This is a genomic window from Kitasatospora sp. MBT63 (assembly GCF_000710465.2).
Classification (GTDB): domain Bacteria; phylum Actinomycetota; class Actinomycetes; order Streptomycetales; family Streptomycetaceae; genus Kitasatospora.
Window position 1 is genome coordinate 12331 of sequence record NZ_JAIZ01000686.1, and the last position, 20933, is coordinate 33263.

Sequence of the window (20933 nt, forward strand, 5' to 3'; positions counted from 1 at the left end):
CGTGCTAGGAACTCGCCCGCCCGGCGGCGCGGGGAATGGCCGATGATGGTCCGATGCGAGTGAGGATCCGGGCGCCGAGGCCCGCAGACGCTGAACCGTACGCCGAGGCGGTGCGCCGGTCCGCCGACCACATCGGCCGCTGGAACCCGGTCGAGCCGGACGGGCTGCCGGAGCTGCTGGAGCGTCAGGGACCGGGGCTGCGGACGTACCTGATCGAGGACATCGCCACCGGCGGCCTGGTCGGCAAGTGCAACGTCGCCAACATCGTGCTCGGCCGGTTCTGCAACGCCGCCCTCGGCTACGACTCCTACCTGCCGTTCGCCGGCACCGGGCTGATGACCGAGGGCATGCGGCTGGTGGTCGAGCGCTGCTTCACCCCGCCCGAGCGGGGCGGCCTCGGCCTGCACCGCCTGGAGATCAACGTCCAGCCCGACAACGAACGCTCGATCGCCCTGGCCCGCAGGCTCGGGTTCCGGCACGAGGGCTTCACCCCGCGGATGCTCTACCTGGCCGGCGCCTGGCGGGACCACGAGCGCTTCGCCCTCACGGCGGAGGAGTGGCCCCCGGCCGGGCCGGACGGCCGCTGACCCGGCCCGGACCCCACGCGGACACCCGCCCGGCCGCCGCCCGGACCCGCGCTCGGCCGCCGTCGGCCTGGGCCGGGGTCGGGGGTCGTCGGCCGGGGCCTGGGTCCGGGGCGCCAGGTGGGCCGGTCGGGCTGTCAGTGCGGCTGTTCGGCCACCACGTAGCGGAACAGGTTGACCATCCGCACCGAGCCGTCCGGCCGCACGTACGGGTGCAGCGCCTCCTCCAGCTCCTTGCGGACCAGGGTCGGCCCCGAGTCCTCGACCGCGCTGTCGAACAGGCCGGTCGACAGCATGCCGCGCACCGCGCTCTCCGGATCGGGGTACGCGAACGGGCAGTTCACCCGCCCGCTGCCGGCCGGCCGTAGACCGGCGCCGCTCAGCAGCTGCTCCAGCCCGCCAGGGCCGCCGAGCGCGAACGGCGCGTAGGCCCGACTGCGCACCGACAGCCGGCGCGCGACGTCCAGCGCGCCCGCGCTCTCGCAGCGCTCGGCCGGGCCCCACGAGGCGAGCACCAGGTGCCCGCCCTGGAGGGTCAGGCCGGCCGCCTCGGCGACCAGCGCGGCCGGGTCACGGACGTAGGGGAGCTGCTCGAAAACGGTGACCAGCGAATGGGCCGCCCGGGGGATGCCGTACGCCGACCGGGTGAGACGCCCGGTACCGCGTCCACCCCCCGCCGACTCGGACAGCACCCGCAGTCCGCGGCCCTCCGCGAGCTCCCTCAGCTCGGCCTCCGGTTCCTGCCCCGACACCTGCGCCCCGCGCTCCTCGGCGAGCAGCAGGGCCAGGCCCGACCGGCACCCGAGACTGAGCACGCTGGTGGCCGGACCGACCTCCAGCCGCTCGTAGACCGCCTGGTAGAGCGGTACCAGCATGCGCTCCTGGATCTCCGCCCAGTCCCGCGCCCGGCCGTGCGACCCCGCCGTGCCGTCGGTGTCGGGGCGCTGTGCGGTCGTGCCGGCCACGTGCGCTGAAGCCATCGCGGACTCCCATCCGGTTCTGGATTCCGATGTCTGCATCGGCGTCTGTTTCGGTGTCTACAGCTCCCCCCGACGACCCCGCCCCGCATCCAGCGAACAGCGGCCGGGGCCCGGCGTCCAGAGGGGTGCGAGCAGGTATCCGCGCGCCGCGGTGGTGCGCCGGTGGGATGCGCCGGTGGGTCCCGTCCGCGCGGGCCGCCCGTTCGGCAGGTAAACCGATTCACAGTCGGCGGCCGAGTCCCCGTACCATCTGCCCCATGGCTAAGGCACCCGTTCTCACCCCCCAGGCGGACGACTTCCCCCGCTGGTACCAGGACCTCATCAACAAGGCCGAGCTGGCCGACAACGGTCCGGTGCGCGGCACCATGGTCATCCGACCGTACGGCTACAGCCTGTGGGAGCGGATGCAGCAGGAGATGGACGCGCGGATCAAGAAGGCCGGCGCGCAGAACGCCTACTTCCCGATGTTCATCCCGCAGTCGTACCTGACCCGGGAGGCCGAGCACGTCGAGGGCTTCGCCCCCGAGCTGGCGGTCGTCACCCACGGCGGCGGCAAGCAGCTGGAGGAGCCGGTCGTCGTCCGGCCCACCTCCGAGACGATCATCAACGAGTACTTCTCCAAGTGGATCCAGAGCCACCGCGACCTGCCCCTGCTGATCAACCAGTGGGCCAACGTGGTCCGCTGGGAGCTGCGCCCGCGCGTCTTCCTGCGCACCACCGAGTTCCTCTGGCAGGAGGGCCACACCGCCCACGCCACGTACGAGGACGCGCGTGAGTACGCCTCGCGGATCCACACCGACGTCTACGGCGACTTCATGACCAACGTGCTGGGCATCGACGTGGTGCTCGGCCGCAAGACCGCCAAGGAGCGGTTCGCCGGCGCGATCAACACCCTCACGCTCGAGGCCATGATGGGCGACGGCAAGGCCCTGCAGATGGGCACCAGCCATGAGTTGGGCCAGAACTTCGCCAAGGCCTTCAACACCACCTTCCTGTCCGGCGGGGACCAGCGCGACCACGTCTGGCAGACCTCCTGGGGCGTCTCCACCCGCATGGTCGGCGGCCTGATCATGTCCCACGGTGACGACAACGGCCTGCGCGTTCCGCCGCGGCTCGCCGCCGTCCAGGCCGTCGTCCTCGCCATCAAGGGCGACGACGCGGTGCTGGCCAAGGTCCGCGAGATCGGCGCCCAGCTGGAGGCCGTCGGCATCCGCGTCGTGGTCGACGACCGCACCGACACCCCGTTCGGCCGCCGCGCCGTCGACTGGGAGCTCAAGGGCGTACCGCTGCGCATCGAGGTCGGCCCGCGCGACCTGGAGAACGGCACCGCCATGCTGGCCCGCCGCATCCCCGGCGGCAAGGAGCCGGTGGCCGTCGACGCCCTGGCCGCACTGCTGCCCGGGATCCTGGAGGAGGACCAGGCGCTGCTGCTGCGCCAGTCCCGCGAGCGCCGCGAGTCCCGGACCGTCGACGTCAAGGACCTGGACGAGGCCGTCGAGGCCGCCGCCACCGGCTGGGGCCGGATCTCCTGGGCCGAGCTCGGCCCCGAGGGCGAGGCCAAGCTGGCCGAGCAGGGCGTCTCGGTGCGCTGCATCATCGCCGCCGACGGCTCCGTGCCGGCCACCGACGACCAGGACGGCAACATCGCGATCGTGGCCCGCGCCTACTGACATCCTGGTCCGCGTCCACGGACGCGGCCCGGCTCCCGAGCCGGTGGGCCCGGACCGACCGGTCCGGGCCCACCGGCACACGGACGGAGGCCCGGCCGGAGGGGTCGGGCCGCTCCGGTGGTCCGACGGTTCGGCGGGTGGTTCGGCGGGGGTGTCCTTCGGCCTGTTCCACGGTCGGACTTTTCGGTATCCACGGCCGTTGACGTCCGTTCGAATGCCGTTCGCCATCCCGTCCGTGTTCTCTGCTGAGACTACTCACCAGTCAACTGCCGGTCGCGCTGAACTAGCGGTACGGTATACGGCCCGTGGCCCTGTCAATTTCGGTCAGGCCACGGGCCGTACGTCCAACGGGCGTCGGCGCCCTGGGGCGATAGCCGAGAGTCCGTCGAATCCGGCGGACCGAGAGTTGCAGGGGGTTGGTCTTGCGTCAGATCCGAGCAGCGCAATTCGCGCACAGCTGTGTATTCCTGAGAGTTTCCTGGGAATTCCCCGCGAACGGGAACTCGTGGAACACCGGCTCTCTTCCCAACGTTGGTACAGCGTGAGCACGACACAGCCTCTCGTCCTGGCGGCCGAACTGGCCGCCGCCTGGAGCGACATCCAGGCCCACCACCAGGACCTCCCCGACCTGGCCTCGCCCGAGGCGCTGATCGGTGAGTCCTCCTCGGCCTGCGGCACCCGGCTCGACTTCGAGCGGCTGCTGCACGAAGCCGCCCACGGCCTGGCCGCCGCCCGCGAGATCCGCGACACCTCCCGGGCCGGCCGGTACCACAACAGGCGCTTCCTGATGCTCGCGTCCGAGCTCGGGCTGGCCCACCCGGTGGAACCGCACGCCAGTAGCGGCTTCTCCCAGGTGACCATGCTCAACGACACCCGGGACCGCTACTCCAGCACCATCGAGCGGCTCGACCGCGCGCTGGGCGCCCACCAGCTGGCCGTGGCCGGCGAAGGCGGGCACCGGGCGTTCCGCGGCCCGGCCGCGCGGCACGGTTCGTCGGGTGGCGGCGTGCGGGTCAAGGCCGTCTGCGGTTGTGGCCGGAACGTGCGGGTGGTTCCTTCGGTGCTCGCCCAGGCCTCGATCGTCTGCGGTGCCTGCCAGCAGCCGTTCAAGATCTCGTAACGCAGCGCCGACACCGACCGCCGCGGTCCGTACCCGGTGCCCGGTAACCGTTACTCGGCGATCCGGTACACCGCGCTCCGCGCTCGTACTCCGTACTCTGCCGCCTGCCCGTGCGGTGGGTGCGCAACCGCCGGCCTCGGCGGGTGCGACGGGCAGCAGACCACGGAGCGTGACCTCCGCCGACAGCCCGGCCCGGCCGGACCGGCTCCGGAGGGCGCGGCGAAGGACAGCGGCACAGCAGTACCGCAGTACCAGCAGCACCGCAGTACCCGTAGTGGCTGCGCGCGGGCGCAGACACAGACGCAGAGGCTGAACCGAAGCAGTTGCAGTAGCAGCAGAGGCTGTACGACTTGAGGGCGACAGCGCCGGGCCGGTCCGACCGGTGGGCGATCCAGTCGGCCGACTGTCCGAGGCCGCTGTCCACTGCCGCCGTGTGGCTGTTCGGCTCTACCGGGGGCGGGGACCCTCGGTCGGGCCGACCTGCCCCGGTATGGCAGAATGGACAGCTGAGTACTCGGCAGCCGAGCAGGACCCCTCTCTCCTACGGCTGGCGTGTCCCTTGAACGGCCGGGCCCGCAACCCCACGCGGAGCCAGTGGTCGCTCACCCACGTCAACACCAGGAGAATCCACTCCCGTGGCAGTCAAGATCAAGCTCAAGCGTCTCGGCAAGATTCGCTCCCCGCACTACCGCATCGTCGTCGCCGACTCGCGCACCAAGCGTGACGGCCGCGCGATCGAGGAGATCGGCATCTACCAGCCGACCTACAACCCCTCGAAGATCGAGGTCGACACCGACCGCGCCCAGTACTGGCTGTCCGTCGGCGCCCAGCCGACCGAGCCCGTCCTCGCCATCCTCAAGCTGACCGGCGACTGGCAGAAGTTCAAGGGCCTGCCGGCCCCGGCGCCGCTGAAGGTCGCCGAGCCCAAGGTCGAGGACTTCTCGCACCTCTTCGCGAAGGCCGTCGCCGGCTTCGAGGACGCCACCACCGGTGTCGCCATCACCCCGAAGGCCAAGAAGGCGGACAAGGCTGACGAGGCCGAGGCCGCTTCCACCGAGGCCTGAGCGTGATCGAGGAAGCCCTCGACCACCTGGTGAAGGGCATCGTCGAGCACCCCGACGAGGTGCAGGTGCGTTCGCGCCAGCTGCGTCGGGGCCACACCATCGAGGTGCGCGTGCACCCCGATGACCTCGGCAAGGTGATCGGCCGTGGCGGTCGCACGGCGCGCGCGCTGCGCACCGTGGTCGGCGCCCTCGGCGGTCGCAACGTCCGGGTCGACCTGGTCGACGTGGACAGCATTCGCTGACACTAGACCGTCAGGTTTCTGGGCCGGCCGGGACGCTTAGTCGTCCCGGCCGGCCCTTCCTCGTTCCACGAGGCGCTCTCGGCTTTCGATTCTCGGCTCTCGGCTCTCGGCTATCGGCTTTTGGCTCCTCGGGGCTCAGGGCTCAGGGCTCGGGGGCCGGAGCTCGGGCCGGGGTCCCGTGGGCCCGAGATGGCCGGTTCCCGGTCAGCAAGACTTCCATTTCTTCTTCTTCCACCTCTGCTCAGCTGCTCAGCCCAGCAGTGCACGACACCAGGAGAGCGATCACCGTGCAGCTCGTCGTCGGCAAGATCGGCCGTGCCCACGGCATCAAGGGCGACGTCAGCGTCGAGGTCCGTACCGATGAGCCGGAGCTCCGGCTCGGTCCCGGTGCGGTCCTGCTCACCGACCCGGCCTCGGCCGGCCCGCTGACCGTCGAGTCCGGCAAGGTGCACAGCGGCCGGTTGCTGCTGCGCTTCGCCGGCGTCAAGGACCGCAACGGCGCCGAGGCGCTGCGGGGCACCGTCCTGATCGCCGAGGTGGACCCTGAGGAGACCCCGGACGACCCGGAGGAGTACTACGACCACCAGCTCATCGGCCTGGATGTCGTGCTCACCGACGGGACTCCGGTCGGCGAGATCACCGAGGTGATCCACCTGCCGTACCAGGACCTGCTCACCGTCACCAAGGCTGACGGCACGGAGGTGCTGGTGCCCTTCGTCACCCGGATCGTGCCGACGATCGACCTGGAGAACCAGCGGGCCGTCATCGACCCGCCCGCCGGTCTGATCGACCCGATCGAGGCCGACGAGGCCGGCGGCCCGGAGACGGCGGCCGGTGCTGCAGGTTCCGACGGCGCTGCCGGCTTTGAGGGTGCCGACTCCGAGGGTGCTGGTACCGAGGGTGCCGGCACCGAGGGTGGCGGGGGCGCCGCGTGAGCCGGATGCGGATCGACGTCATCACGATCTTCCCCGAGTACCTGGAGCCGCTGAACGTCTCCCTGGTGGGCAAGGCCCGGGCGCGCGGCCAGCTGGACGTCCACCTGCACGACCTTCGGTCGTGGACCACTGACGTGCACCGTACGGTCGACGACACCCCGTACGGGGGCGGTCCCGGCATGGTGATGAAGCCGGAACCATGGGGCGCTGCGCTGGACGCCGTGCTCGCCCAGGGGGCGGACGCCCTCGCGAGCGGGGAAGGTGCCGACGCTGGCGCTGCCGCCGGCGCTGGCGAAGGCAGCGGCGATGGTGGAGTGCCCGCGGGTGAGGTGCCGACCCTGGTCGTCCCCACGCCGAGCGGACGTCCGTTCACCCAGGAGCTCGCACAGGAACTCGCCGGGCGTCCGTGGCTCGCCTTCGCTCCCGCCCGGTACGAGGGCATCGATCGCCGCGTCATCGAGGAGGCCGCGACCCGGATGCCGGTCGTCGAGGCCTCGATCGGCGACTACGTGCTGGCCGGGGGCGAGGTGGCCGTGCTGGTGATGGTCGAGGCCATCGCCCGGCTGCTGCCCGGAGTGCTCGGCAACGCCGAGTCCCACCGCGACGACTCCTTCGCCCCCGGGGCGATGGCCGACCTGCTGGAGGGCCCCGTCTACACCAAGCCCGCCGAGTGGCGCGGCCGCGAGGTCCCCGAGGTGCTGCTCAGCGGTCACCACGGCAAGATTGCCCGCTGGCGCCGGGAGCAGGCGTTCGCCCGCACCCTGGCGCACCGTCCCGACCTGGTGGATCGCTGGCAGCTCGGAGCCTTCGACAAGAAGGAACGGGAGGCCCTCAGTGTGCTCGGCCTGCGGTGGGACGGCGAGGCGGGCCGATTTCGGTCCGTGGCCGATGCTGTGGAAGAATAGGCGACTGTTGTCTGTCGCTGGGTGCCCCTGAGGGGTGCCACGTGGACCGGTGCCCCCGCCGCGGGGGGATCACCGCCAGCCGATGCGGCCCGCAGCAAACCCCATTGTGACGATTTTCCGTGGGCGGCCCGTGGCGCCTGCGATGGAGAGCAAAATGAGCAACAAGCTCGCTGCTGTCGACGCTGCTTCGCTGCGTACCGACATCCCGGCCTTCCGCGCCGGTGACACCCTGAAGGTTCACGTCCGGGTCATCGAGGGCAACCGCTCCCGTGTCCAGGTCTTCCAGGGCGTCGTCATCCGTCGCCACGGCGCCGGCGTCGGTGAGACCTTCACCGTCCGCAAGGTCAGCTTCAACGTCGGCGTGGAGCGCACCTTCCCGGTGCACACCCCGGTCGTCGAGAAGATCGAGGTCGTGACCCGCGGTGCGGTTCGCCGCGCCAAGCTGTACTACCTCCGTGACCTGCGCGGCAAGGCCGCGAAGATCAAGGAGAAGCGCGACAACTGATCGGACGGCTCCGGCCTCCGGAGCCGCTTCCGCTCGGGTCGTGCCGGGCTCTCTTCACGGCTGGTGCCGTGGGGATAAGCTCAGCGCGATGAGCACGCACGAACCACCCACGGACCGCGTCAGCAGTCCCGTACCTCCAGGTGCGGACCCGCTGGCGCGGTCCGTGGTCGTTTCCGGCCCGGTCGCCGACCCCGAAGCGGGGACTGGAACCGGTGCTGGTCCTGGGCCTGCCATTGGGCCCGCCACGGGTCCTGGCCTTGGCGGTGGCGGCGCTGGCGGCGGTGGTGGCGGTGGTGGTCTCGGCCTTGGTGCGGGCACGCACGCTGGAACGGCGGCTCAGGTCGCAGGGGACGGTGTGGCGGTTGCCACGTCCGAGCCGACGGCTGGGGACGTGGACGGGACAGCGGACAGTACCGGCCCGGCCGGTCGCCGGACCGCGGCGCGGCGGGCGCTCTCCCGGGACCTGCTGTTGGTCCTCGGCGTCTGCGTGGTGACGCTGTTGCTGGTCAACGCCTTCGTGGCGCGCCCGTTCGCGGTGCCGTCGGAGTCGATGGAGAACACTCTGCAGCCAGGCGACCGGCTCGTGGTGAACCGCCTTGCCTATGCCTTCGGCGGCAAGGTGCAGCGCGGGGACGTCATCGTGTTCGACGGGACGGGTTCCTTCCTTCCGTACGCGGCCGAGCCGGCGCAGCCGCGCAAGATGCTTGCCGAACTCGGCCTGGTGCCGACCGGGAACTCGGTCTTCGTGAAACGGGTGATCGGTGTAGGCGGTGACCGGGTGACCTGCTGCGGGGCGGACGGCCGCCTCCGGGTGAACGGTGTGCCCCTCGACGAGTCCGACTACCTCGCTCCCGGCGACGCCCCCTCGACCGTGGCCTTCGACGTGGTCGTGCCGGCCGGGAAACTCTGGGTGATGGGCGACCACCGGAGTGACTCCAGGGATTCCAGGGATCACCTCGGCGAGCCCGGTGGCGGTACCGTCCCTGAAAAGAAGGTGATCGGCAAGGCGGACTGGGTGGTGTATCCGGTGGGGCGGTGGACGTCTCTCGACCGGCCTTCCGGCTTCTCGGCGATTGGGGGGACCACCGCACATGGGGACCAGGGGTAGGGGAAAGGTGACCGACGGGCCGATATCCGGTGCCGGTTCCAGCACCGGTACCGAACCCGGCTACGGACCTGCGGGGCCGGACGAGTACGGCGACTACACCGTTTACGACGATTCCGGTCCCTCCTGGGGGGCCTCTCGGGGGGCCGCCCGGACGGCGTCGTCCCCGGCACCCGTCCGTGGCCGGGCGGAGCGTCGTCGGACGGCCCAGCGCGCGGCCCGCCGCAGGCGCCGGTCACTGCTGCGCGAGCTGCCGTTGATCGCAGTGGTGGCCCTGATCATCGCTGTCATCCTGAAGACCTTCCTCGTCCAGGTGTTCGTGATCCCCTCCGGCTCGATGGAGCAGACCATCCAGGTGGGCGACCGGGTACTGGTCGACCGGCTGACGCCGTGGTTCGGCAGTGAGCCGGGCCGCGGTGATGTGGTGGTGTTCCAGGACCCCGGCGGCTGGCTCGAACAGGACCACGCACGCTCCACCGACGGCCCGGTCATGCGCCGGGTGAAGTCCGCTCTGGCCACGGTGGGGCTGATCCCGTCCGACAACGGCGACCTGATCAAGCGGGTCATCGGGCTGCCCGGCGACACGGTCGAATGCTGCGACGAGCAGGGCCGGTTGAGCGTCAACGGCACCCCGCTCGACGAGCCGTACATCGCTGCCGGGAACGCGCCGTCCCGGCAGCCGTTCAAGGTGACGGTTCCGGCGGGCCGGCTGTGGGTGATGGGTGACCACCGCGACCTGTCGGCGGACTCCCGCTTCCACATGGCCAATCCGGGGAACGGCACGATTCCGATCAGCAACGTCGTGGGCCGGGCCTTCATGATCGCCTGGCCGGTGTCGCGGGTCGGTCAACTCGGTGCACCGACATCACTCTCCTCCTTGCCGACCCGTCCGGTCGCCGCCGGGCGCGGGGAAGCGCCGGTGGCCGTCGGTGTCCCCGGCTCCCAATTGCCTCCCGGCCGGCCGGATCCTGCGGAACCTCCGCTCGTTATGGGTGTGTTGGGCGTTCTTCCGGTCCTCGTGCGCCGACGGCAGTAGACCCGGAGGTGATCGGCGGTGGCCCCGCCGATCTGCCGGACCGCCGTGTGGGAGCACCGGCGCGTCGACCGGGAGTGATAGAGAAGTGCTGGAGTACCGGGTGTCGGCCGTTCGGTGCCGTATCGTTCGATGCCGCATCGTCCGGTGTGCTGCCCGGTCGTCCCCAAGGCTGCGCTGGTGTCAGGAGTGTCCCCATCGGGCAGTTCTGAGGCGGGTTGACGGTCGATCACGCAACGTGGTGCCCGCTGTGCGGCACTGGTGAACGCGGGCGCACGGGCGTCCGCACAGCAGGGAGGAGATGTCGTGGGGGATCTGGTGATCGGTGCCCGCTCGGGCGCCCCGGAGCCCGAGGGCGCCGGGGGCCGTGGGGTCCGGTCGGCCGACGCCGAGCCGTCCGCCGAATCCGCGGGGGCCGGTACGGCTTCGCGGCAGGGCGGTCCGGCTGACAGTCAGGGCGGCGCGGACGGTTTCGAGGCCGGGGCACCCGGTGGGTCGGACGACAGCGGCGCCGGCAACGGCAAGGGCGGAGGCGGTGACGACGAGGGCGGTACGCCTGCGTCGAACCCCCAGAAGCAGCGGTCCTTCCTGAAGGAGCTGCCGATCCTGATCGGCATCGCGCTGATCCTGGCCCTGGTCATCAAGACCTTCTTCGTTCAGGCCTTCTCCATCCCGTCAGGATCCATGGAGAACACCCTGCAGGTCGGTGACCGGGTGCTGGTCGACAAGCTGACTCCCTGGTTCGGCGCCGAGCCCAAGCGCGGCGAGGTCGTGGTCTTCCAGGACCCGGGCGGTTGGCTGAACGACGAAGCGCCGAAGCGGAGCGACAGCGCTCTCGTCCGAGGCGTCCAGGACGTGTTCAGCTTCATCGGCCTGATGCCGTCCAGCAATGAGAAGGACCTGATCAAGCGGGTCATCGCGGTCGGGGGCGACACGGTCGAGTGCGAGGGCAGCGGTCCGGTCAAGGTGAACGGCATCGCACTCGACGAGCCGTACATCTACCCGGGAAACACTCCTTGCGGTGAGAAGCCGTTCGGGCCGGTCAAGGTCCCCGAGGGCCGTATCTGGGTGATGGGTGACCACCGCGGCAACTCGCTCGACTCCCGTTACCACCAGGACCAGCCCGGTGGCGGCACGGTGCCGGTGGAGAACGTGGTCGGCCGCGCCTTCGTCGTCGCATGGCCCGTCGGGGACTGGGCGACTCTCCCGGTGCCCGAGACCTTCGACCAGAAGGGCCTGTCGGCGGCGGGACCGCTGGCACCCCCGCTGGCCGGGGCGGCAGCTGCGCTGCCCGCCGTGTGGTGGCTGCGCCGGCGGCGTTGACCGGCCAATCTCCTGCCGAGCGACTTCGGCCGGAACGACGCTGATCTGTGGCCGACTCTTGCGCGGGCCTCGGTACTCGTGAGTAATCTGCTCGCACGTGCCGTGGCCCGCGAGTCTTTCGGGGGCTGTGGTGGCGCTCCGCTTCCCGGCATCGGCCGATCGGAGGTGAGTCCGACAGCGGGTGCGATGTTTGCTCCCGGCACCGGTCGGGCCCACGCGGCGGGCCGAACAGATGGGGTTGATGGCGATGAGCAGTGTGGCGGAGCGTGCGGCGACCGCGCCGGCGGCTTCCCGGCCGCGGCGGAGCAAGGCTGTGGTGCTGCAGGGGGCGGTGATCGCCCTCGGCTTCGTGATGCTGGTGGTCGGCTTCGCCGTGATCGCCGTGGACTACCGGCCGTACCGGATCCCCAGCGCTTCGATGACCCCGACCATCGAGGTCGGTGAGACGGTGCTGGCCCGCAAGGTCGACGGTGGCGCCGTCGGCCGCGGCGACATCGTGATCTTTCAGGACCCGGTCTGGGGAAACGCCGAGCTGATCAAGCGCGTTGTCGCAGTCGGCGGTGACACGGTGGCCTGCTGCGACAACGGGCAGCGGCTCACCGTCAACGGCGTTGCGATCGACGAGCCCTACCTCAACCAGGGCACCGGACCCGGTGACCCGTTCAGCATCACCGTGCCGGCGGGCAGACTCTTCCTCATGGGCGACTTCCGGGCCAACTCGCTGGACTCGCGCAGCCACCTGGAGATCGCCTCGGGCACGGTGGCCGCCTCTGCCGTGAAGGCGCGCGTAGAGGCGACGGTCCTGCCGATCGCGCGGACCGGGGTGCACAAGCGCACCTCGGCCTTCGACAGCATCGGCGCACCGACCGCGCACGGACCGGGGCCGCTGCGACCGGCGGTGTACGCAATGGTGGTAGGCGTCTCCCTGGTGGTGCTGGCGTCCGGGATCGGCTCGATCGTGTCGCTGGCCCGCTGGACCAGGAGGCGCGGCAAGCGTTGACCTCAGCCGCGCCCGTACCCGAGCCCACCTTCCCGTCCCCGTTCGCAACGGGGGCGGCGGGGACAGACTGGGCGGCCGGGCGGTCAGCAACCAGTGCCACGGCGCCACGCTCAGTCGCCGGGCTCGGATCCGCAGGACGGAGGTGTACCCGGTGCCGGTGATCCGACGCAGGGCGGCCAGGGTTCTGCTGCTGGACGGGGCGGACCGGGTCCTGCTGCTCCACGGATCCGATCCCGCCGTCCCGGACGACAAGTGGTGGATCACCCCGGGCGGCGGAGTGGAACCCGGCGAAGACCTTGAGAGCGCCGCTCTCCGCGAGCTCGCGGAGGAGCTCGGACCGTTCGAGGTACGGCTGGGACCGCTGGTGGCGTACGGCACGACTGCTTTCTCCTATCAAGGGCAGCATTTCGAGCAGGAACAGTGGTTCCACCTGGCCCGGACCAGCCGGACCGACCTGGGTCTGTCCAGGAGCGGGGAGGAGGAGCACGCGACACTGCTCGGCGTGCGGTGGTGGACGCTCGCGGAACTGCGGGCGACGGACGAGGTCGTCTATCCGGCCGGGCTGGCCGGGTTGCTGGAACATCTGTTCACCGCTGGTCCGCCGGACCAGCCGGTAAGGCTCTGACAACAGGTGCCGTGGTCCACAATGGGGTGGACGTGACGAGTTGAGGGGACGCTTGGATGAGTGCCGAAGACCTCGAGAAGTACGAGACCGAGATGGAGCTCAAGCTCTACCGGGAGTACCGGGATGTCGTCGGTCTGTTCAAGTACGTGATCGAGACAGAACGGCGCTTCTACCTCACCAACGACTACGACCTGCAGGTTCACTCGGTCCAGGGCGAGGTGTTCTTCGAGGTGTCGATGGCGGATGCCTGGGTCTGGGACATGTACCGGCCGGCCCGGTTCGTCCGCAAGGTGCGGGTGCTGACCTTCAAGGACGTCAACATCGAGGAGCTGGCGAAGAGCGACCTTGAGCTGCCCTCCGACGACGCGACCTTCGGCAACTGAGCCGCCGGCCGCCCCGGCCGCACCGAGACTGACCTCATCGCTCATGAGATGTCCAGAGCTGAGGTGGTTTCTCACTCCTGTGAGTGACCTCGGTTATCCACAGGCCCTGGTTATCCACAGGAAATAGCTCCACCCTGGCCGTGTCGGCCCCCCTCCGGCAACCTCCTGCCTCGGAGGTGACTGCCGTGCAGAAGAGTGGCAACAACGGCCTCGGTCGGTACGGGGAAGAGGTCGCGGCCCGCTGGCTGACCCAGGGCGGCCTGCGGATCCTGGAGCGGAACTGGCGCTGCGCCGAGGGCGAGCTCGACATCGTCGCGTTGGACGGGGACACACTCGCCGTGTGCGAGGTGAAGACCCGCTCCGAGCGCGGCTTCCAGAGCCCGACCCAGGCCATCGACCAGGCGAAAGCCGACCGCTTGCGCCGCCTGGCCGAGCGATGGCTCGACGAGCGTTGGCCGATCCACTTCGATCGACTGGTCCGAGCAGTGGCGACGGGCCGGCCCGGGGCGGATGCCCCCGGGACTGATCCCCCCGGGACCGAACGTGCAGGCCCCGCAGTGACGGACATCCCTCGGCCGGCGCCGGAGGAACCGACGTCCGGTGATGCGCCCGACCCGCCGGGCCAGCCGGCGAAGGCCTCGGGCCGGTCCAGGAAGCCTCGCAAGCGCAGCAGCCCCGCCAGGCCCACGGGAGGGCGGACCGCGGCGGCGGCCGCCTCGCCCGCCCCGGGGCCGGTCCAGACCCTCCTCGCGCCCGTGCCGCCCGGCGGCGTACGGATCGACCTGGTCGCCGTGGTCAACCGGTTCAAGGGCGCAGCGCAGGTCGAGCACCTGCGAGGGGCGATCTGAGATGGCGTTCGCGCGCACCTGCTCCGTCGCGCTGGTCGGTGTGGACGGGGTCGTCGTAGAAGTCCAGGCCGACCTCGAACCGGGCGTCGCCGCGTTCGCCTTGGTCGGGCTGCCGGACAAGGCACTCAGCGAGGCCCGCGACCGGGTCCGGGCAGCAGTGGTCAACAGTGGCGAGGCCTGGCCGCAGCGCAAGCTCACGGTCGGCCTCAGCCCGGCATCGGTGCCGAAGGGCGGCAGCGGGTTCGATCTGGCTGTCGCCTGCGCGGTCCTGGCAGCGGCCGAGCGGCTCCCCCCGGAGACGATCGCGGACCTGCTGATCATCGGTGAGCTCGGTCTGGACGGAAAGGTCCGACCGGTCCGTGGTGTCCTGCCGGCCGTGTTGGCCGCCGCCGATGCCGGCTACCGCCAGATCGTCGTGGCCGAGCAGACCGCCGCAGAGGCTTCCCTCGTGCCGGGTGTCACGGTGCTCGGTGTCCGCAGCCTGCGTCAGCTGATCGCGGTGCTCTCGGGTGCACCACCGCCGGACGAGGCACCCGGCATCGCCGCAGGCCAGCCGGACCCGATGCTGGCGGGCCTCCTCCTCCCCGGCATCGGAGTGCGAGATCCGGGCGGCGTGAGGGAGGTGGTGCCCGACCTCGCCGATGTGGCCGGGCAGTACGAGGCTCGCAGAGCACTCGAGATCGCGGCCGCCGGAGGCCACCACCTGTACCTGAAGGGGCCGCCGGGAGCCGGAAAGACGATGCTGGCCGAGCGGCTCCCGGGCCTGCTTCCCCCACTGACCCAGGCCGAGGCACTGGAGGTCACTGCCGTGCACTCGGTGGCCGGATTGCTGCCACCGGGCCGCCCACTCATCGCAAGGGCGCCGTACTGCGCGCCGCACCACTCTGCCACGATGCCGGCGATCGTCGGAGGAGGCAGCGGACTTCCGAGGCCGGGCGCCGTCTCTCTCGCTCACCGAGGGGTGCTCTTCCTCGATGAGGCGCCCGAGTTCTCCGTGCGTACCCTCGACGCGCTGCGCCAGCCCCTGGAGTCGGGGGAAGTGATGATCGCCCGATCGGCGGGCTCCATGCGGTTGCCCGCGCGGTTCCTGCTCTGCCTCGCGGCGAACCCGTGCCCTTGCGGCCGCCACTCGATGCGGGGCGGCGGCTGCGAGTGCACGCCTTCGATGGTCAACCGCTACCAGGCGAGGCTCTCGGGCCCGCTGCTGGACCGGGTCGACCTCCAGGTCCAGGTGGCGTCCGTGACCCGCGCGGAGTTGCTCGGCGCCGACAGCCCTGCGGAGAGCACCCGCGCAGTGGCGGCGCGGGTCGCGCAGGCCCGGGCACGGGCAGCGGCCCGCCTCGTGGACACGCCGTGGCATACCAATGCTGAGGTCCCCGGCTACGAGCTGCGCAGCCGGTGGCGGGTGGCGCCCGGTGCGCTCGCGGACGCCGAACGGGACCTGGAGCGAGGACTGCTCACAGCCCGAGGCCTCGACCGGGTGCTCCGGGTGGCCTGGACGGTCGCCGACCTCGCCGGCCGAAACCAACCCGGCCGGCTCGACGTTCGGACGGCGCTGATGCTGCGCACCGGGGTGCAACGAGGGCTCCCGCTGGCGGACCGGGTGAGCCATGGACCCGGCGATCCCGACACCGACCTGGGAAGCGAGAGCTGAGCCACTGAGCCGTCCTTCGTCGGCCGAGGCTCGCTCCCGGCCTGGCCGGAACCCCCAGTTGGCGGACCTGCTGTCGTCCCCGATCTGTCAGGAGGCAAGGTGAACACAGAGGCGGAGAGCTCGGAAACGGGGCGCCCCCGCAAGTCCACAGACCACAGCACAGCCGCAGCCGAGGCGGCGGTGACCCGACCGATGGACCCGGACCACGAACCGGAAAGTGAGGTGATGACCGAGCCCGGCTGCGAGACGACCACCGGGCCGGAGATGGGCCGGCCACCCGATGCCGCCCGGCTAAGCGCGGACCAGGAACGCCGAGCGCGTGCCGCCCTCACCCGGCTCATCGAGCCCGGTGACCCAGTGATCGGACGGTGGCTCGCGAGGATGAGTGCCGTCGCGTTGATGGGGATTATCAGCGGGCGGTCCGACCCCGCTCCGATCGGTCCCATCGATTCCCGGGGAGCACGACTGTCCGCGTACAGGGCGCGGCTTCCGTCCGTCGATCCTGACGCCGACCTGGATCGGGTGGCTGTCGCCGGTGGACGGTTCATCATTCCGGGCGACTCGGAGTGGCCGTCCCAGTTGAACGACCTCGGTGAAGCCCGCCCTGTCGGCCTCTGGGTACGAGGGACCGGATCGTTGCGTCTGCTGGCCCTGCGCTCCGTTGCGGTAGTCGGCGCACGGGCCTGCACCGCTTACGGTGCGCATGTGGCGGGGGAGATCTCCGCGCAGCTCGCCGAGCGAGGCTGGGTGATCGTCTCCGGCGCCGCGTACGGCATCGACGCAGCTGCGCACCGCGGCGCGCTCGCGGGCGGGGGGATCACCATAGGAGTGCTCGCCTGTGGTGTCGACGTGGCCTACCCCTCCGGCAACAGCCAGCTGATCCGCAACATCGCGGAACAGGGCGTCCTGCTCAGCGAACTGCCACCCGGAGAGCACCCCACCCGCTTCCGCTTCGTGCTGCGGAACCGAGTGATCGCCGCGCTGACCCGCGGCACCGTGGTGGTCGAAGCGGCGGTCCGCAGCGGCGCGCTGAGCACGGCGCGGCGCGCCCGGGATCTCAACCGGCACACGATGGGTGTGGCCGGTCCGGTCACCTCCGAACTCTCCGCAGGCGTCCACGCCCTGATCCGCAGTGGTGCCGCCACCTTGGTCACCGACGCGGCCGAGATCGGGGAGCTGATCGGATCAATGGGTGAGGACCTTGCGCCGATCGGTTCCGGGCCGGTGCTGCCCCGAGACCTCCTTGAGCCGCCCGCGGCCCAGGTGCTCGATGCCGTGCCCGCGAGCGCCGACGGCAGCCCTGTCGAGGGCCTCGCCCGTCGGACCGGGCTGTCCACGGACGAAGTCCTCCAACGGTTGTACGAGCTGAGCTCGCTCGGCCACGTCGAGCGACACGGCGCGCACTGGAGGCTGGTAGGAAGACGCTGACAGGTGCCGGGCCGACCGGACGCGACCGCGTAACCGCGCCGCAGCGGTCGCGCAGTGCCCGGTCGGCCGGCGCGTCGTTGAGTCTCTGTGCGCCGTGACAACGAACAGGCCACGCCCACCCGTCCGGATCCGCCACCGGATCGAGGGACGACCGAGTGGCGGTAGCACAATGCAGTGATGCGATCACGCTACGCTCGCATCTGGCTTCCCCATCAGCACAGGACTCGGCAGAACGGCGCAAACCAACGCATGCCCACACACCGCCCCGGACACCGGGTGCCCGCTGACGCTCGGCCCTCGGAAGGGACGGTGGCCGAAACGCGCCCCACGGCCGAGCAGCAGCCGAAGGCCCCGGCGGTACTGGGGCTGGCTCGCCAGGTCGTCCGTCCCCCGGGCCCGCAGGGCATGGCTGCCAGTCGCCCCACTGGGCCGGACCAGATGGCGGGACGCCATGCCGTGGTCAGACCGGACCCGGTGTCTCAAGCGTCCGAGGCTTCCGGTCTGTCCAAGGCTTCCGGTTCGGGGGCCGATCTGCCCGGTGCCCCACCAGTGAGCAGGGCGCGTGTCACTCCGCAGTCAGGACCAGCGCCCGGCCCTCCCCGGCCCGCGCCCGCGCCCTCACCCACGTCCACACCCTCACCTCCGCCCGCGCCGGGGTCCCACAAGGGCTCCGAGGACGCACCGCAGTCACCACATCCGGCTGCTCCGGCTCCCCCCGCTGCTCCGTCCCCAACCCTCGCCTCAACCCCTGCCTCAACCCCTGCCCCGACACCGACACCGGCATCGACACCGACACCGACACCGGCATCGACACCGACACCGACACCGGCACCGGCACCGGCACCGGCACCGGCACCGGCACCGGCGCTCGGGCAGCAGGCCCGGTCGCGTTCAGCCGCGGAATCCTCGGCCTCCGTAGATCCGGTGCTTCCGGGGACACCACCCCAGCCGTTGCCGTTGGTGTCCCAATCGGTGTCTCAACCGGTGCCGCAGCAGACGCCCCAGCCGCCGCCGCCCCAGTCCGTGCTGCCCGAGTCGGCGCCGCCGCAGGCTCCCACGGGCAAGGCCAAGTCCCTCCCCGTGGCGGCCGAGCGGAGCGCGCTGGAGAAGCTGTGGCGCACGTACAAGGAGAGCGCCGACCCTCGGCTGCGTGAGCAACTGATCCTGCACTACTCACCCTTGGTCAAGTACGTGGCCGGCCGGGTCAGCGTGGGACTGCCTGCCAACGTGGAGCAGGCGGACTTCGTCTCCTCGGGTGTGTTCGGGCTGATCGATGCGATCGAGAAGTTCGACATCGACCGGGCGATCAAGTTCGAGACGTATGCCATCAGCCGGATCCGCGGCGCGATCATCGACGAGCTGAGAGCGCTGGACTGGATCCCGAGATCCGTCCGGCAGAAGGCCAAGGCGGTCGAGCGGACCTATGCCACCTTGGAAGCGAGGCTGCGTCGTACACCGCACGAGCCCGAGGTGGCCGCCGAGATGGGTATCACGCTGGATGATCTGCGTACGATCTTCAGCCAGCTCTCGCTCGCCAACGTCGTGGCCCTGGACGAGTTGCTCCACCCGGCAGGCGAGGCCGGTGACCGGCTCAGCCTGGTGGACACGTTGGAAGACACCGGGGCCGACAACCCGGTGGAGGTCGCGGAGGACCGCGAGCTGCGGCGCCTGCTGGCGACAGCAGTCAACACGCTCCCCGAGCGGGAGAAGACGGTGGTGACGCTCTACTACTACGAGGGGCTGACCCTGGCCGAGATCGGTCAGGTCCTCGGCGTAACGGAGAGCCGGGTGAGCCAGATCCACACCAAGTCCGTGCTCCAGCTGCGCGCCAAGCTCTCCGACATGCGGTGACGTCGGGCCGACGGTGCTCGGCCGGGCCGGAAGTGCGCGGCACCGTACCGGGAGCGGGCCGGGCTTCGTAGAGTTGTAGCGTGCCGAAGATCCGAGCGGCGACGGTGGCCGCGCATCGCCAGTTGCAACGAGCAGCCCTCCTGGACGCTGCGCGCTCCCTGCTGACCGAGGGCGGGGGAGAGGCCCTGACCTTTCCGGCGCTCGCCGCCCGGACGGGGCTCGCCCGCTCGTCGGTGTACGAGTACTTCCGCTCGCGGGCCGCCGTGATCGAGGCGCTGTGCGAGGAGGACCTGCCGCTCTGGGTGGCCGAGATCGAGGCGGGCATGGCGGCCTGCGATACGGCGGAGGCCCGGGTCGAGGCGTACGTCCGAGGCCAGTTGGCGCTCGCCGCTGACCCCCGGCACCGCGCCGTGGTGGCCATCTCCGAGCTGGAACTGGACGATGCGTCACGTGAGCGGATCCGGGCTGCCCACACCGGGGTGGTGCGGCTGGTGCTGCAGGCACTGGAGGAACTCGGGCACGCTCAGCCGAAGCTTGCCGCGGCCCTGCTCCAGGGTGTGGTCGAGGCGGCGGTGCGCCAGCAGGAACGGATGGCGGCGGGCGCCTGTCCGGCGACGGCCGGCTCCGAGTGCGCGGAATCCGAGGTTGCGGATGCAGCTGTGTCCCTCGCGCTGCGAGGCTTGACCGCAGGCTGAGCCGGGTCCGGGGCCGATCCTCCGGCGGCAGTCGGCGTCGCCGCGAAGGCCCAGGCGCAGGTCGTCAGCCCGTGGCGGACCCGGGTGCCGGTGTCGGTGGGGCCTTCAGCGGTAGCAGGCGGGCCCGGCCCGCACCGAACAGTGCCAGTGGATCGAGATAGCGGTCGCCGCGCAGCAGACCCCAGTGCACGCAGACCGCTGGGCAGTGGCCCTCCGCACCGCTCGCGGCCGCATCGGTCACCGTGCCGATGACCTCGCCCGCCGACACCGCCGTTCCGACCGGCACCGTGCCGGATACCGGAAGGTATGTCGTCCGCAGCGGCGGGTTACCCGAGCCGGGATGCTGCAGGGTGACCACCGGGCGGCCTGCCACCATCCCCGAGAACGCCACCACGCCGGGCGCCGCAGCGCGTACCGCCACCCCGGTGGTCGCGTCGAGGTCGACGCCGCGATGCCCGGCAGTCCACGGGGCCGAGGGCGCGTCGAAGCCCCGGAGCAGGCCCGACCGCCCGCCGACCGGCCATGCGCGCCCGGACCCGGTCGCCCCGAGCGGGACCACCCCCGTGGGAACCACCCCCGCGGCGACCCACCCGAGCGCCATCCACCCGGGCACCACCGGCCCGCGCGTCAACGGTCCGAGCGCCATCGCTCCGGCCCAGGGCGCCGTTAGGTCGGGGGAGCGGTCCAGGACCGCCCGGGCAGTCCGAGGCTGTCCGGGGAGGGCCAGCACCGCGGCGGTCAGTAACAGCGCCACCAAGGCTGCCCGCCAACGCCGGTCGGGCGCGGGCGGCGGCATCGGCGGGCGGGTGCCTGTGGTCGGGGCGAGGGCGGGCGTGAGCAGGGTGCCGGTCATGGAGCGAGCTTCCCGACAGCTGGATGTTCTGCACAGACCCACCCCGATTCCTGTGGACAACCCCGGCCTGTGGATAACTCGCGTCCCCCACTCGGGTGAAGGTGCCCGGTCCCCACGATCAAGCGCCCGC

Annotated in this window: 20 protein-coding genes and 1 pseudogene; 19 read left to right on the forward strand and 2 right to left on the reverse strand. The window is 71.2% G+C overall.

All coding sequences use genetic code 11. The features are described from left to right. Positions 1-53 precede the first annotated feature (53 nt). Complete coding sequence (locus tag AA75_RS36015) at positions 54-587, forward strand: GNAT family N-acetyltransferase (protein WP_199520497.1); 534 nt, start codon at positions 54-56, stop codon at positions 585-587. 134 nt (positions 588-721) lie between these two features. On the opposite strand, the gene AA75_RS36020 is transcribed toward AA75_RS36015, so the two are convergent. Continuing rightward, positions 722-1564 carry a class I SAM-dependent methyltransferase gene (locus AA75_RS36020; protein ID WP_033824611.1) on the reverse strand — a complete coding sequence of 281 codons (843 nt, stop codon included), beginning with the start codon at positions 1562-1564 and terminating at the stop codon, positions 722-724. 257 nt (positions 1565-1821) lie between these two features. Here AA75_RS36020 and proS point away from each other — a divergent pair, with 257 nt between their 5' ends. The 18 genes and pseudogenes from proS to AA75_RS36115 all read left to right on the forward strand — a co-directional run bounded on the left by proS (position 1822) and on the right by AA75_RS36115 (position 19950). After that, complete coding sequence (gene proS / locus AA75_RS36025; RefSeq protein WP_033824612.1) at positions 1822-3234, forward strand: proline--tRNA ligase; 1413 nt, start codon at positions 1822-1824, stop codon at positions 3232-3234. 541 nt (positions 3235-3775) lie between these two features. Next, positions 3776-4354, forward strand: coding sequence for a hypothetical protein (locus tag AA75_RS36030; RefSeq protein WP_033824613.1), 579 nt, complete (start codon positions 3776-3778; stop codon positions 4352-4354). Positions 4355-4989: 635 nt separating this feature from the next. Beyond that, positions 4990-5418 (forward strand): 30S ribosomal protein S16, encoded by a 429-nt coding sequence (rpsP, locus tag AA75_RS36035; protein ID WP_033824614.1) that lies wholly within the window; start codon positions 4990-4992, stop codon positions 5416-5418. A 2-nt stretch (positions 5419-5420) separates the two neighbouring features. After that, on the forward strand, positions 5421-5660 hold the full coding sequence (locus AA75_RS36040) for an RNA-binding protein (protein WP_033824615.1): 240 nt from the start codon (positions 5421-5423) through the stop codon (positions 5658-5660). A 287-nt stretch (positions 5661-5947) separates the two neighbouring features. Continuing rightward, complete coding sequence (gene rimM, locus AA75_RS36045; protein ID WP_033824616.1) at positions 5948-6595, forward strand: ribosome maturation factor RimM; 648 nt, start codon at positions 5948-5950, stop codon at positions 6593-6595. 5 nt (positions 6596-6600) lie between these two features. After that, complete coding sequence (gene trmD / locus AA75_RS36050) at positions 6601-7500, forward strand: tRNA (guanosine(37)-N1)-methyltransferase TrmD (protein WP_033824617.1); 900 nt, start codon at positions 6601-6603, stop codon at positions 7498-7500. A gap of 154 nt (positions 7501-7654) precedes the next feature. After that, positions 7655-8005 carry a 50S ribosomal protein L19 gene (rplS, locus tag AA75_RS36055; RefSeq protein WP_033824618.1) on the forward strand — a complete coding sequence of 117 codons (351 nt, stop codon included), beginning with the start codon at positions 7655-7657 and terminating at the stop codon, positions 8003-8005. Between the two features lie 469 nt (positions 8006-8474). Then, the gene (gene lepB, locus AA75_RS36060; protein WP_359888523.1) at positions 8475-9113 is read left to right on the forward strand and encodes a signal peptidase I; all 639 of its coding nucleotides are present in this window, start codon (positions 8475-8477) and stop codon (positions 9111-9113) included. Continuing rightward, complete coding sequence (gene lepB / locus AA75_RS36065) at positions 9097-10146, forward strand: signal peptidase I (RefSeq protein ID WP_082527083.1); 1050 nt, start codon at positions 9097-9099, stop codon at positions 10144-10146. Before lepB (AA75_RS36060) ends, lepB (AA75_RS36065) begins: the two co-directional genes overlap by 17 nt. A gap of 303 nt (positions 10147-10449) precedes the next feature. Then, positions 10450-11466, forward strand: a complete 1017-nt coding sequence (lepB, locus tag AA75_RS36070) for a signal peptidase I (protein ID WP_149038581.1) — start codon at positions 10450-10452, stop codon at positions 11464-11466. A gap of 313 nt (positions 11467-11779) precedes the next feature. Continuing rightward, positions 11780-12466, forward strand: coding sequence for a signal peptidase I (gene lepB, locus AA75_RS36075; RefSeq protein ID WP_051814042.1), 687 nt, complete (start codon positions 11780-11782; stop codon positions 12464-12466). A gap of 157 nt (positions 12467-12623) precedes the next feature. Beyond that, entirely contained in the window at positions 12624-13091 is a 468-nt protein-coding gene (locus tag AA75_RS36080; protein WP_233289333.1) for an NUDIX hydrolase, read from the forward strand. 56 nt (positions 13092-13147) lie between these two features. Next, positions 13148-13474 carry a DUF2469 domain-containing protein gene (locus AA75_RS36085; RefSeq protein ID WP_033824620.1) on the forward strand — a complete coding sequence of 109 codons (327 nt, stop codon included), beginning with the start codon at positions 13148-13150 and terminating at the stop codon, positions 13472-13474. Positions 13475-13659: 185 nt separating this feature from the next. Next, positions 13660-13959, forward strand: a pseudogene (locus AA75_RS48445) (YraN family protein); the annotation flags it as partial. 364 nt (positions 13960-14323) lie between these two features. Further along, entirely contained in the window at positions 14324-15976 is a 1653-nt protein-coding gene (locus AA75_RS36095) for a YifB family Mg chelatase-like AAA ATPase (protein WP_033824621.1), read from the forward strand. Between the two features lie 264 nt (positions 15977-16240). After that, positions 16241-17404: a DNA-processing protein DprA gene (dprA, locus tag AA75_RS36100; RefSeq protein WP_033824629.1), complete on the forward strand. Its 1164-nt coding sequence runs from the start codon at positions 16241-16243 to the stop codon at positions 17402-17404. A 1080-nt stretch (positions 17405-18484) separates the two neighbouring features. Beyond that, the gene (gene whiG, locus AA75_RS36110; protein WP_051814044.1) at positions 18485-19255 is read left to right on the forward strand and encodes an RNA polymerase sigma factor WhiG; all 771 of its coding nucleotides are present in this window, start codon (positions 18485-18487) and stop codon (positions 19253-19255) included. 104 nt (positions 19256-19359) lie between these two features. Continuing rightward, on the forward strand, positions 19360-19950 hold the full coding sequence (locus tag AA75_RS36115; protein ID WP_033824631.1) for a TetR/AcrR family transcriptional regulator: 591 nt from the start codon (positions 19360-19362) through the stop codon (positions 19948-19950). A 64-nt stretch (positions 19951-20014) separates the two neighbouring features. On the opposite strand, the gene AA75_RS36120 is transcribed toward AA75_RS36115, so the two are convergent. Continuing rightward, a complete protein-coding gene (locus tag AA75_RS36120; protein WP_233289334.1) occupies positions 20015-20596 on the reverse strand; it encodes a murein hydrolase activator EnvC in 582 nt (193 codons plus the stop codon). Positions 20597-20933 lie beyond the last annotated feature (337 nt).